Below are 12,772 nucleotides of genomic sequence, written 5' to 3' on the forward strand. Positions count from 1 at the left end.
TTTATGGAATTTTTCACAGCTCGGGTTGACTGGCAATGATAGAAAAGGCATAAGATAAAGCTAAATATTATTAGCCATCCGGATGTCCAGACATAACATCGGGTTAGCGCTTCGCAAAAAGGACACCCTCATGAGTCACACTGATATTCGCGTCGTACCCGGCCCGGCAAACTACTTCTCCCACAACGGCAGCCTTGCGCGCCTGAGCGATTTCTTCACCCCGGAACAGCTGTCCCGCGCGGTGTGGATTTACGGTGAACGCGCCATCGAAGGCGCCCGCCCGTTCCTGCCTGACAGCTTCCACGCCGCAGGCGCGAAGCATCTGCTGTTTAAAGGCCACTGCAGCGAGCGCGATGTCACCCATCTGGTGAATGACGCGGGTGATGACGTCAGCGTGGTGATCGGCGTGGGCGGCGGCGCAGTGATGGACACGGTCAAAGCCGTGGCGCGTCGTCTGGGTGTGCCGTTCGTCGGCATTCCGACTATCGCCGCCACCTGCGCGGCCTGGACGCCGCTGTCCGTGTGGTACAACGATGCCGGTCAGGCGCTTCAGTTTGAGATTTTCGATGACGCCAACTTCCTGGTGCTGGTCGAGCCACAGATCATCCTCAACGCCCCAGCGGAATACCTGCTGGCGGGTATCGGCGACACGCTGGCGAAATGGTACGAAGCGGTGGTGCTGGCACCGAAACCGGAAGCGCTGCCTCTGACAGTGCGGCTTGGCATTAACGGCGCGCTGGCGATCCGCGACGTGCTGCTGGAGAGCAGCGAGCAGGCGCTGGCCGATCAGGCGCGCGGCGAACAAACCCAGGCGTTTCGCGATGTGGTCGACGCCATTATCGCCGGTGGCGGGATGGTTGGCGGGCTGGGCGAGCGCTATACCCGCGTGGCGGCTGCACATGCGGTGCATAACGGTTTAACGGTTCTGCCGCAGACCGAAAAATTCCTCCACGGCACCAAAGTGGCCTACGGCATTCTGGTGCAGAGCGCCCTGCTCGGTCAGGACGATGTTCTCGCGCAGTTAATTGCGTCGTATCAGCGTTTTCATCTGCCAACGACCCTTCGCGAACTGGAGGTGGATATTAACAACCGCGCTGAACTGGATAAGGTGATCGCCCATACGCTGCGCCCGGTGGAGTCGATTCACTCCTTGCCGGTGACACTTACGCCCGAGTCGCTTTACGCCGCATTGGTGAAGGTGGAAAACCTCAGCCGCTAATCGCTTCGACCGTCTATACCTAATGATGATTCTCACCACTCTCGCAACGAGGTCATCATGCAGATCGATTTAACGGGTAAGAAGGCGCTGGTTACTGGCGCCAGTCGTGGTTTGGGCCGTGCCATCGCGCTATCCCTGGCTCAGGCCGGGGCCGACGTGGTTATTACGTATGAAAAATCCGCCGATAAAGCTCAGGCCGTCGCCGCAGAGATAGCGGCGCTGGGGCGCAACAGCGAAGCCATTCAGGCAGACAGCGCCAGCGCAGAGGCCATTCAGGATGCCGTTACGCAGGCGGCACGCACGCTCGGTGGGCTGGATATTCTGGTCAATAACGCCGGGATTGCGCGCGGCGGTCCGCTGGAGTCCATGACGCTTGCGGACATTGATGCCCTTATCAACGTCAACATTCGCGGCGTGGTGATCGCCACCCAGGCCGCGCTGGTCCATCTGTCTGACGGCGGTCGCATCATTAATATCGGCAGCTGTCTCGCCAACCGCGTCGCCCAGCCAGGCATTGCGGTCTATTCCATGACGAAATCGGCGCTTAACTCCCTGACCCGAGGTCTGGCCCGCGATCTGGGACCGCGCGGCATCACCGTCAATCTGGTCCATCCCGGCCCTACCAACAGCGACATGAACCCGGAAGATGGCGAGCAGGCCGACTCTCAGCGCCAGCTGATCGCCATCGGTCATTACGGCCAGCCGGAAGATATCGCGGCGGCGGTCACCTTCCTGGCAAGCCCAGCGGCAGGGCAAATCTCCGGCACCGGTCTGGATGTGGATGGCGGCCTCAATGCCTGAGACTTTTTTGCCGCCCTGATGCCAGGTTTTTTGCACGCCTCTGTCGCCTGACGGAGGCGCTTGCGAGGGGCCTCGCGGCCTTCCATTTTCCCTCTTTCATCAGCAAATTCTGAGCCTTACAGTGCCCATAAGAAATTCGGAAATTGTCTAATAGTCTTATTATTTCCTTATAAAAACTGTGGGTGTAAAGTGCGTAGATTCAAATCGATTTGTTGGTCAAAAAACGCAGAAAGAGAGCTCGCCAGGATTGAACCTCATGCGAAGAAACGCATTCTTCATAAGTTCTCTGAATTCAATGATCGATCGGCTCCCCCTCCGGACATCAGAAAATTAACGATTCCGGAAAATCACTACCGCCTGAGAGGCGGCAATTACAGGATTGTTTTCACCATAAGAGGTGATGCGTATGACGAGTGCCTGGTCATATCTGTTAAACGCAGAACCTCAACCACTTATCTGCATGAGGAGATTGTGCCCTATGGCTGTTCAGCTAATTCAGGATGATGAAGGAACAACGCAGTTTGTGGTGATCCCCTGGCATGAATATTCGCGCATGTGTTTACAGCTGTCGGAAAACGATGACGAGAGGGATAGCGATCTGGAAGATATCGAGTGTGAGCACGATACCTATGATGATGTCGAGATACCGGGTGATGTCTGCGACGTGATGCATAAAGAAAATGTCAGTCTGCAGGCTGCATGGCGTATTTTGCGCGGCTTATCTCAACAGGACGTTGCCGACAAACTGGGCATCAGTCAGTCTGCCGTTTCACAGCTCGAGGCGATCGACTCACGCCCGCAAAAGCGCACGCGTGAAAAACTTGCGGCCATTTATGGCTGCACGCAGGAACAGATCAGTCTGTATCACCCGAAAGAGGGTTAACAGCACTTCGCCCCACCTTTGCTGCCGTAACGGGCGTCCTGACGATCGCGGAAAAACTCCTCGTAGGTCATTGGCGTCTGGTCCGGATGAGTGACCCGCATATGCTCGACATAGTTGTCATAGTCCGGCACGCCGATCATCATTTTGGCCGCCTGGCCGAGGTATTTCCCTGCTTTGGATAAGGTATCGAACATGATTCGGTTCCCGGAGTGGTGAAAATAGCAGGCCGGGTGAGCGCAAGCGCCACCCGGCATGATGATTAATGTGCCCCTTTTGCCTGAACCACAATCTCATCCAGATTTTCTGGCATCGGCTCGTATGGCGTCTCTTTCGCGGTCGGCTTGTCTTCTTTCAGTGCCGCCAGCGCGGTCTTCAGAGAGTACAACGCCAGCACCACAACCACCACCATAAAGAAGATTGTCAGCCCGGCATCCAGACGGTTGTTAAACACCAGCTGTGACAGCTGCGACTCCGTATACTGCGCCGGGATCTTGCCGCTGTCGATCATCGCCTGGAATTTATTGGCGATCGCGAGGAAGCCGACTTTGTTGTCCGGGCTAAACGCTTTCTGCCAGCCTGCGGTGAGCGTACAGATCAGCAGCCACGCCGTTGGCAGCAGCGCCACCCACGCGTAACGCTGACGCTTCATTTTGAACAGCACCACCGCGCAGAGCATCAGCGCCATGCCTGCCAGCATCTGGTTAGCGATACCGAACAGCGGCCACAGGGTATTGATCCCGCCGAGCGGATCGACGACCCCCTGATGGAGGAAGTAACCCCACGCCAGCACGCACAGCGCCGTTGCCAGCAGGTTGGCGGGCAGCGAATCCGTGCGTTTGAGGTTCGGCGAAATAACCCCCAGCAGATCCTGCAGCATAAAGCGCGCCGCGCGCGTCCCCGCATCCACCGCCGTCAGAATAAACAGCGCCTCGAACAGAATGGCGAAGTGATACCAGAACGACACATCCATCAGCCCGCCGAGCGCGCCGTGCAGAATATAGGCCATCCCCACCGCCAGCGTCGGCGCACCACCCGCACGGGAGATAATCGACTGTTCCCCCACTTCGTTAGCGATATGGGTCAGGGTTTCCGGCGTAATCGCAAAGCCCCAGCCGCTCACTACCTGCGCCGCAGAGGCTACCACGTCAACGGTTCCGGCCGGCGCCAGCACCGCCATCGGGCTGTTCATCGCAAAGTACACGCCCGGATCGATAATGCAGGCAGAGACCAGCGCCATAATCGCGACGAAGGACTCCATCAGCATACCGCCGTAGCCAATCAGGCAGGCCTGATTTTCATTGGCCAGCATCTTCGGCGTGGTGCCAGATGCGATCAGGGCATGGAAGCCCGAAACGGCACCACAGGCGATAGTGATAAACAGGAACGGGAACAGGTTACCGGTCCAGACCGGGCCGGTACCGTCGATAAATTTGGTCAGCGCCGGCATCGTCAGGGTCGGGCGCATGATCAGAATCCCGATCGCCAGCCCTACGATAGTACCGATTTTGAGGAAGGTGGAGAGGTAATCGCGCGGGGCCAGCAGCAGCCAGACCGGCAGAACCGCCGCCACAAAACCGTAGCCCACCAGCATCCAGGTCAGCTGCACGCCAGTAAAGTCAAAGTACGGCGCCCAGATCGGGCTTTCCGCCACCCAGCCGCCGGAGATAATCGCGAAGACCAGGAAGAACAGGCCAATCACCGACACTTCACCAATGCGCCCAGGGCGGATATAGCGAATGTAGATCCCCATGAAAATCGCCAGCGGGATGGTAAAGGCCACGGTGTACGTTCCCCACGGGCTGTGGGTCAGGGCTTTCACCACGATCATCGCCAGCACCGCCAGAATGATCACCATGATCATAAAGGTGGCGATCAGGGCGATCACCCCTGCCGTTGCGCCCATCTCCTCTTTCACCAGCTCACCGAGCGAGCGCCCGTCGCGGCGGGTCGAGACGAACAGCACCATAAAATCCTGCACCGCACCGGCCAGCACCACGCCCGCGAGGATCCAGATCATCCCAGGGAGATAGCCCATCTGCGCCGCCAGCACCGGCCCGACGAGCGGCCCGGCTCCGGCAATCGCCGCAAAATGGTGGCCGAACAGCACTTTTTTATCCGTCGGGACGTAGTCCAGCCCGTCGTTATGACGAACCGCAGGTGTCATGCGCGTGCCATCTACCGCCAACACTTTGTCAGCAATAAAGCGCCCGTAAAAACGATACGCGATCAGATAAATGCAGACGGAAGCGACGACAATCCATAGCGCATTGATCTGTTCACCACGGTTGAGGGCGATATAGCCCAGAGCAAATGCGCCCACAACGGAGAGCACTGCCCAGATGAGGTATTTCCCTGAGTTATTCATAGTTGTTGTCCGTTAGCGTGAAACAGTGAGATGTTACATTTTGTTTCTAGATCACTGCTTAAAATTTAACAACTCTGAAACGCAATAATGTGTGGTCAAACCAGATATTTACGCCACAGTGTTAAGCGGATCACTTTCGTGCCTTCCGCGTGCGTTTTCCTCTCTCCTCCCCCGTCACATTTTTGGTTTTTTCCTGGCAAAGCCCCCTGTCGAAATGATTTGAATCATCTTATCTGAGCAAATAATCAACAAAATACCCTTGTGTATTCGCACGTTAACAAGGAAAAGGATATGAAAAGTTCAATACCTCAGGACTATAAGGTAGGGCCCGGCGCCTATTTTGCGCTGGCTTTCGCCGCCGTTTTCTTCTCCGGCCTGTTAGGGGGAAAAGAGTGGTACGGCGTGTTTGATTTCACCACGCTCAACGGGGCTTTCGGCAAAGTGGTCAGCAAAGCCAGCCTCGAAGACGGCACTCTGACCACGGCGACCAGTGCCTTTCGCGGTACCGGCGGCAGCGGCGCGATGGACGGGTTTCTGTTTGCGCTGGGGCTGATTCCGGCGGTGATGTTCGCACTCGGCATGATCAACGTGCTGGAACATTACGGCGCGCTGCGGGCGGCGCGTAAACTGCTGACGCCTCTGCTGCGCCCGCTGATTGGCATTCCGGGCACCACCGGACTGGCGCTGATCGGCAGCCTGCAAAGCACCGATGTCGGCGCGTCGCTCACCCGTAATCTCGCCGATGAAGGGCAAATCAGCGAAAACGAGAAAGACGTCTTTGCGATGTTCCAGTTCTCGGCGGGGGCGATGATCACCAACTTCTTCTCCTCCGGCGCCATTTTGTTCACCCTGATCGCGATAGACGGCACCGCCGCCGTCCCGACCTCCATCGGCACCTGTGTCGCCGTGATGTTCATCATGAAAATCGTCGGCGCCAACATCCTGCGCCTGATCCTCTTACTCACCGGTAACAAAGCCGCCGTGGCCCAACAGGCAGAAGGAGAAGCCTCATGAGTGCACCGCAATCCAATCCCGTCATTACCGATGTTTTTGTCGAGGGCGCGCGTAAAGGCTGGAGCATCGCCACCAGCAGTACCCTGCCGAACGTGGTGATGGCTTTTATCATCATCAAAGCGCTGGAGATCACCGGCGCACTCAAAGGGCTGGGGATGATTTTCGCCCCGCTGATGGGGCTGTTCGGCCTGCCGGGTGAAGCGGCCGCAGTGCTGATTGGCGGCTGGATGTCGATGGGCGGCGGTATTGGTGTCGCTATCGGCTTGTTTGATAAAGGCATTCTGAGCGGCGAACATCTGGCAATTCTCGCCCCGGCCATCTATCTGATGGGTTCTCAGGTCCAGTATCTGGGCCGCATTCTTGGCGTGATCGGAACCCGCGCCAAACGCATTCCTCTGATGATTGCCATTTCGGTCATCAACGCCTTCTTAGCCATGCTGCTGATGCGCATTATTCTCTGAACAGGACGGAACCATGAATCTTGACCATTACATCAACGAACTGAAAACCCTGGTGAATGTAGACTGCGGGACCCAGACTCTGGCAGGCGTTGCCACCGTTGCCGGCATTATGGAATCACTGTGGCAGCAGGAGGGCTGGCACACCGAGCGGGTGAATCTTGGCGAGCAGGTCGGCCCCGGCGTGCTGGTCTGCAATAAACCCGACGCAGAAAAGCTGGATGTCCTGCTGGTGGGCCATCTGGATACGGTCTTTGCGCCGGGCACCGTCGCGGAGCGCCCGATGAGCGAGGATGATACCCGTCTGTACGGGCCGGGCGTCTCGGACATGAAAAGCGGGTTACTCAATATTCTGTGGGCGATGCGCGAACTGGATGCCGCCGACAAAGCGCGCCTTTCTATTGCCGTGGCGATGAATCCGGACGAAGAGACCGGCTCAGTTTACTCTCACGAATGGATCGGCGGGCTGGCCAAGCGCGCCCGCTGCGTGCTGGTGTGCGAAGCCGCCCGCGCCGACGGTTCACTGGTGAAAGCCCGTAAAGGGATGGCCGGATATCATCTGACGTTTAGCGGCGTGGCGGCGCACGCGGGGAACGATCCGGAGAAAGGCCGTTCGGCGATCACCGCCCTCGCTAACAGCGTTATCGCCATCAATGCCCTGGCAGACTGGGATCGCGGCACCACCCTCAACGTCGGGGTGATCAACGGCGGTAGCGCGGCAAACGTGGTGGCGGACAGCGCCGTCGCGGAGCTTGATGTGCGTTTCTGGGAAAATGATGAAGACACTCGTGTGCATCGCGCGCTCACCGCCCTGTGCGAAAACGGTTTTCTGAAGGGAGTGACGACCACGCTTACCCGCGTTAATCACAAGCCTGCGATGGCGGCCAGCGAAGCGACTCAGGCGCTGATGCAGCAGGTGGAAAAGGCTGGCAAAGAGGAAGGAATCGACATCACCTGGCAGGCCGTGGGCGGAGGCAGCGATGCCAACCATACGGCAGCGCTCGGCATTCCGACTCTCGACGGCTTCGGGCCGATCGGCGCCGGTTTCCATAGCCCTGCCGAGTGGCTGGATAAAGCCTCGATTGAGCCACGCATTCGCCTGTTAAAGCGGGTGGTTTCAATGCTGTAAGACGAAGATTGCCCGGTGGCTGTACGCTTACCGGGCAATCCCACGCAACCAAATTACCCGAGCACCATCGTACTTAGCCGGCAGGTACAGCAGCGCCGCCCCTGCTCGTCAAAGATCGCGATCTCCCAGCTTTGGTTCTGACGCCCCAGGTGCAGCGGCTGACACACACCGCGCACTTTTCCCTGTGAAACGGCACGATGATGGGTGGCGTTCAGCTCCGTACCCACCACGTTTTGCCCGTCGCGGGTCATCAGAAAACCGGCTATTGAACCGAGTGTCTCCGCCAGCGCTGCCGAAGCCCCGCCGTGCAGCAGACCAAACGGCTGATGCGTTCGCGCATCGACCGGCATTTCCGCTTCCAGCGTGTCGTCACCAATACGCGTGTAAACCATCCCGAGGTGCGCCACCATGGTGTTGTGACTGGTGGCGTTCAGCTCTTCGAGGGACAAATGACGTTTCCAGATCATCTACGCCCCCAGGGTTGAGCCGCCGTCCACCACGATATCCTGCAGCGTGATGTGGCTGGCCAGATCCGAGGCGAGGAACAGAATGGTATTGGCAATTTCATGGGGACGCGCGATTTTACCCAGCGGAATGCCAAGCTTAAATTGCTCGCCAAATCCACGAATGCGCTGCTGCTCGGCGTCGTCGCTCACCCACAATGTGCGCTGCATGTCCGTATCCGTCGAACCAGGCGAGACAATATTGCAGCGCACGCCGCTGCCCGCCAGCTCCAGCCCGACCGTCAGGGCCAGGCTTTTAAGCGCCGCTTTCGACGCGCCATACGCGCTCATGCCGATGCGCGGCGTATGCGCAGCGTCAGAGGCGACCGTCACAATCGTCCCGCCCTGCTGACGGCGGAACTGGCCCATCGTCTGCTGGAACAGATTGAACGCCCCACCGACGTTAACCGCAAAAGTCTGCTGCCAGTCGTCCTGCGAGAGCTGATCCGTCGCCCCCATGCGCAAAATCCCTGCCGCGTTAACCAGCACGTCGAGGCGATCGATGGTCGCCAGCACGCGCCCGCAAACCTCGTTCACCTCGGTAGCATCCGCCACGTTCAGCACTTCAGTGGCAAACGGGTAATCCTGCTCAGGGAACGCGAGATCAAAGCCCATCACCCGCGCCCCCGCCTCCACAAAGGCCTGCGCGGTGGCGTACCCGATGCCTTTTCCGGCCCCCGTCACCCAGACGGTTTTGCCGGTAAAATCGAATCCGGCCATCACTTCACCTCGCGGGAAAGCAGCGCCCACCAGGCATCAATAGTCGGATTTTTCGCCAGCATCACGAAGTCGATATCGCCATGCACTTTCCGCCAGCGAGCCGCGAGAGCCATCATGCGCACGGAGTCCAGACCGTAATCGATCAGGTTCTCGTCATCCATCGGCTCGTCGGATTCATCAAGCAGCGGCAGCACGACGGCGCGCAGGGCCGCTTTGCTTGCCGGCACGGACGGCAACAGTTCGTCAGTCATCACCACGCGACCGGTTCGGCCCGCCACGTATTTGAGGGACATCAGGTGCTCTTCGCGGCTGAAATCGGCCAGTGCGTCAGCGATAAAGAACGGTTTGATATCGCGCATGAAAGCGTCGGTCGCGGTCGTCATACAGCCGATGTGCGCGTACACACCGGTGATCAACAACTGATTGCGGCCCGTCTCTTTGAGCATCTGTTCCAGCGGCGAGCGGTGGAACGCGCTGTAGCGCCATTTCACCAGCACCGTATCGGCTTCGTCCGGAGTAAGCGCCGCGACAATACGCTGCTGCTCTGGTGAACGGGTCAGGCCCGGTCCCCACATGTCGTTCAGCAGGGCGCGATCTTCATCGCTCTGCTCTTTCGGCTGCGCGGTGTAGTAGACCGGAATGTTATGCTTTTTGCAGTAATCGCGCAGTTGGGCGATGTTCGCCACCACTTGCTCCATCATCGGGCAGTTATCGCCCCAGAAGTTGAGGAAATATTCCTGCATATCGTGGATCAGCAGCGCCGCGCGCTCCGGCTCAAACGCCCAGCTCACTTTGTTGTCTGGCAGATCGGCCGCCGTTGGCAGCGCATAACCGGTTAATTTTGGAATTGCCATTTTTAACTCCTCAGCCCTGGGCGCGTTCGGCCAGCCACAGGCGCAATTGTTTCTTGTCCACTTTTCCTACCGGCGTCAGCGGCAGCGCATCTACGCTCTCGACACGATCCGGCAGCTTGAAATCCGCCACGCCCTGCTCACGCAGGAAACGCCGCACCTCCACCGCCCGCAGCGGGGTTTTCACCACCAGATACGCACAGCTTTTCTCGCCGAGCAGGCTGTCTTCCATGCTGACAAGCGCCGCATGAATGACCGCGTCGTGGCGCAGAAGCAGGTTTTCGATCTCTTCGGCGGCAATCTTCTCGCCCCCGCGGTTGATCTGATCTTTTTCGCGCCCCTGAACGGTGATGTAACCCTGTTCATCGATGGCGATCAGATCGCCGGAGCAGTAAAAGCCGTCGGCGTTAAAGGCGCTGGCGTTGTGCTCCGGGCTGTTGAAATAGCCACGGAACGTGTACGGCCCGCGCGTCATCAGACGTCCCACTTCGCCGCATGGCAGAGGATTGCCCTGTTCATCGGCCACCCACACTTCATCGTCCGGACACATCGGACGGCCCTGGGTGTTCATGATTTTTTCCGGGGAATCGTCGAGCGCCGTGTAGTTCACCAGCCCTTCCGCCATGCCAAACACCTGCTGCAGCTGGCAGCCGATTTCCGCCGGAATACGTGCGGCAAGGGTCGCAGACAAACGCGCCCCGCCCACCTGCAGCAGCGCCAGCGAGGCGAGCTGTGCATTGCCCGCCCCTTCGGCAATCGCCTGCAGCCACAGGCTGACCGACGGTGGCACCAGCGAGGTGACGTTAATCTGATGTTTTTCGATCAGCGGGAAGCAGAGCGTGGCGCTCGGATCGGTGGCCAGCACCACGCAGCCACCCGCGAGGAACACGCCAAGGGAACCAGGGGAACTCATGGCGTAGTTATGCGCGGCAGGCAGCGCGTTCAGATAGCGCGTCTGGCTGTTGATGGCGCAAATCTCGTTGCTGCGACGAATGCTGTAGTAGTAATCGTTGTGCGTGCGCGGGATGAGCTTCGGCGTGCCGGTACTGCCGCCGGAGAGCTGGAAAAAGGCCACTTCGTCAACCGGAGTTGGGCTGGCGATAAAGTTATCGGCCGGGCGCGCAATCGCGGCTTCCAGCGCATGTTCGCCCGTATCGCCGCGCAGCAACACCACGCGCACGGAGCGGTGCTGGTCGACAAAGGTATTCAGGAATTCATCGCCCGCGAACAGCGCGTGCTGGCGATCGGCAATCAGTAAAGCCGGTTCAATCTGCGCGGCGTAGGCGTTCAGTTCGCTGCGCTGATGGCTGAACAGGGCATTTACGGGCGCAACGCCCACCTGCAGCAGCGCGAAGAAGGTGACGTAAAACTCGGCGACATTGCCGAGCTGCACCAGCGCCGTTTCACCGCGTTTCACGCCCTGCGCCTGCAACGCGGAGGCGAGATTGTTGACGGCCTGATGGAACTGGCGGTAAGTGTACTGACGCTCGCCGTCGATAATTGCCGTCGCCTCGCTCCCGGCGTGGCGGGTCAAAATATCGGTCAGAGGCAGATCCTGCCAGTAGCCTTTTTCGCGGTAGCGCCGGGCAAAATCTTCGGGCCAGCGGGTAAAGGGAATGCTCATGATGGTTCCTCAGTGCAGACCAAAAACGTTCAGCATGGTGGAGAGTTTCACCCCGGTTTCGCGCCACTCACCGACCGGTGAAGAGGCCGGGACAATGCCCGCGCCCGCGAACAGGCGAACAGAATTCTGATGAATGCGCGCGCAGCGGATCGTCACCACCCACTCGCCGTTACCTTCGCTGTCGCACCAGCCGACGATGCCGCCAAACAGTTCGCGATCGAACGGCTCCAGCTCCGCGATCAGTTGTTTCGCCGCCTGATGCGGGAAACCGCTCAGGGCGGGTGTCGGGTGCAGCAGGCAGGCCAGCGTCAGGGCGTTTTCGTTGTCGTGCGCTTCGCCCTCCACCGGCGTCGCCAGATGCCAGAGCGTCGGCGTCGTCACCAGCTGTGGCGAAGAGGGCATGGTCAGATGATGGCTGCGTTTTTCGAGCACGGTTTTCATCGCCTGCGTGACCAGGTCATGCTCGTGGCGATCTTTTTCCGAGGCCAGCAGCTTGTTACCGGCTTCGCGATCCAGCATGTCGTCCGGCTGACGACGCGCGGAACCGGCCAGCGGCAGCGAACTAAAATGCGCCCCCTCTTTGCGCAGCAGCAGCTCCGGGCTTGCGCCCAGCAGCACGCCGCCGTCTTCGAGCGGCACGTGGAAGTTAAAACTCGCCGGGTTTTGTGCGATCAGGCGCTCGAGCAGCGCCCCGCTGTCAATCTTCTGGTCAGCGGCGATATCAATCAGGCGCGACAGCACCACTTTATTGACCTGCGGCGTAGCAGTGAGCGCAGCGGCGCGGGCCACCATCTCTTCAAAAACGGGCTGAGGGGGGATTTCGGTGCGTCGGGTGACGGACAGCTCCTGCGCCCCTGGGAGATAGCGCGCGGATTTTTGTCGCGCCGGGCGGGAAAAGGTCTGCCAGTTTTGCGGAATAAACAGTGACGACGGTTTGCGGGTATCGAACGGAATAGCGCCGACCATAATCGGATGGCTTATTCCGCTGTCTTTGGCATGCTGAAACGCCTGCGCCAGCTTTTGCTGGAAGGCACCTGCCGGATCGTCGCCGCCAGCGGCGGATTCAGAAAAACGGGCAAAACAGCCTGACGTGGTAAAACTGCGATAAGGCGACATAAAGAAAAAGCTGTCTGATTGCAGCGTGGTCGCGGTGTGCTGAACTTCCTCAGCCAATGACGTATCCATATCATCCTCCTTAAAAATGA

Annotated in this window: 14 protein-coding genes; 7 read left to right on the forward strand and 7 right to left on the reverse strand. The window is 59.0% G+C overall.

Translation table 11 applies throughout. The features are described from left to right. Positions 1-130: 130 nt before the first annotated feature. The 4 genes from OVA10_RS18725 to OVA10_RS18740 all read left to right on the forward strand — a co-directional run bounded on the left by OVA10_RS18725 (position 131) and on the right by OVA10_RS18740 (position 2,903). Positions 131-1,219, forward strand: coding sequence for an oxidoreductase (locus OVA10_RS18725; RefSeq protein WP_268196591.1), 1,089 nt, complete (start codon positions 131-133; stop codon positions 1,217-1,219). A gap of 57 nt (positions 1,220-1,276) precedes the next feature. Then, complete coding sequence (locus tag OVA10_RS18730) at positions 1,277-2,020, forward strand: SDR family NAD(P)-dependent oxidoreductase (protein ID WP_100777261.1); 744 nt, start codon at positions 1,277-1,279, stop codon at positions 2,018-2,020. Between the two features lie 189 nt (positions 2,021-2,209). After that, positions 2,210-2,524, forward strand: coding sequence for a type II toxin-antitoxin system RelE family toxin (locus OVA10_RS18735; RefSeq protein ID WP_326493399.1), 315 nt, complete (start codon positions 2,210-2,212; stop codon positions 2,522-2,524). After that, a complete protein-coding gene (locus OVA10_RS18740) occupies positions 2,499-2,903 on the forward strand; it encodes a helix-turn-helix domain-containing protein (RefSeq protein WP_268196592.1) in 405 nt (134 codons plus the stop codon). The genes OVA10_RS18735 and OVA10_RS18740 overlap by 26 nt, the downstream gene beginning before the upstream one ends. Here OVA10_RS18740 and OVA10_RS18745 read toward each other — a convergent pair. After that, positions 2,900-3,097, reverse strand: a complete 198-nt coding sequence (locus OVA10_RS18745) for a YbdD/YjiX family protein (RefSeq protein WP_100777263.1) — start codon at positions 3,095-3,097, stop codon at positions 2,900-2,902. The genes OVA10_RS18740 and OVA10_RS18745 overlap by 4 nt on opposite strands. Positions 3,098-3,162: 65 nt before the next feature. Beyond that, a complete protein-coding gene (gene cstA / locus OVA10_RS18750; protein ID WP_181827465.1) occupies positions 3,163-5,268 on the reverse strand; it encodes a pyruvate/proton symporter CstA in 2,106 nt (701 codons plus the stop codon). Between the two features lie 291 nt (positions 5,269-5,559). On the opposite strand from cstA, the gene OVA10_RS18755 reads away from it, so the two are divergent. Genes OVA10_RS18755 through OVA10_RS18765 form a run of 3 tightly spaced genes read left to right on the forward strand, consistent with a single transcriptional unit; the run spans position 5,560 to position 7,869 of the window. Next, positions 5,560-6,282: a nucleoside recognition domain-containing protein gene (locus OVA10_RS18755; RefSeq protein ID WP_100777265.1), complete on the forward strand. Its 723-nt coding sequence runs from the start codon at positions 5,560-5,562 to the stop codon at positions 6,280-6,282. After that, positions 6,279-6,743 (forward strand): YjiG family protein, encoded by a 465-nt coding sequence (locus tag OVA10_RS18760; protein WP_100777266.1) that lies wholly within the window; start codon positions 6,279-6,281, stop codon positions 6,741-6,743. Before OVA10_RS18755 ends, OVA10_RS18760 begins: the two co-directional genes overlap by 4 nt. Before the next feature lie 13 nt (positions 6,744-6,756). Beyond that, positions 6,757-7,869: a M20 family metallopeptidase gene (locus OVA10_RS18765; protein WP_123429301.1), complete on the forward strand. Its 1,113-nt coding sequence runs from the start codon at positions 6,757-6,759 to the stop codon at positions 7,867-7,869. A gap of 53 nt (positions 7,870-7,922) precedes the next feature. Here the strand turns inward: OVA10_RS18765 and entH are convergent, their stop codons facing one another. From entH to entC, 5 genes are read right to left on the reverse strand one after another with little or no spacing between them, the layout of a single operon-like run. Beyond that, positions 7,923-8,336 (reverse strand): proofreading thioesterase EntH, encoded by a 414-nt coding sequence (gene entH / locus OVA10_RS18770; RefSeq protein WP_268196593.1) that lies wholly within the window; start codon positions 8,334-8,336, stop codon positions 7,923-7,925. Then, positions 8,337-9,092 carry a 2,3-dihydro-2,3-dihydroxybenzoate dehydrogenase EntA gene (gene entA, locus OVA10_RS18775; RefSeq protein ID WP_268196594.1) on the reverse strand — a complete coding sequence of 252 codons (756 nt, stop codon included), beginning with the start codon at positions 9,090-9,092 and terminating at the stop codon, positions 8,337-8,339. Continuing rightward, positions 9,092-9,946, reverse strand: a complete 855-nt coding sequence (locus OVA10_RS18780; protein ID WP_231276295.1) for an isochorismatase — start codon at positions 9,944-9,946, stop codon at positions 9,092-9,094. Before OVA10_RS18780 ends, entA begins: the two co-directional genes overlap by 1 nt. A 10-nt stretch (positions 9,947-9,956) precedes the next feature. Then, positions 9,957-11,567 carry a (2,3-dihydroxybenzoyl)adenylate synthase EntE gene (gene entE / locus OVA10_RS18785; protein WP_268196595.1) on the reverse strand — a complete coding sequence of 537 codons (1,611 nt, stop codon included), beginning with the start codon at positions 11,565-11,567 and terminating at the stop codon, positions 9,957-9,959. Positions 11,568-11,576: 9 nt separating this feature from the next. Beyond that, complete coding sequence (gene entC / locus OVA10_RS18790; RefSeq protein ID WP_181827463.1) at positions 11,577-12,752, reverse strand: isochorismate synthase EntC; 1,176 nt, start codon at positions 12,750-12,752, stop codon at positions 11,577-11,579. Positions 12,753-12,772: the final 20 nt, after the last annotated feature.

This window comes from Lelliottia sp. SL45, from assembly GCF_026672535.1.
Taxonomy (GTDB): domain Bacteria; phylum Pseudomonadota; class Gammaproteobacteria; order Enterobacterales; family Enterobacteriaceae; genus Enterobacter; species Enterobacter nimipressuralis.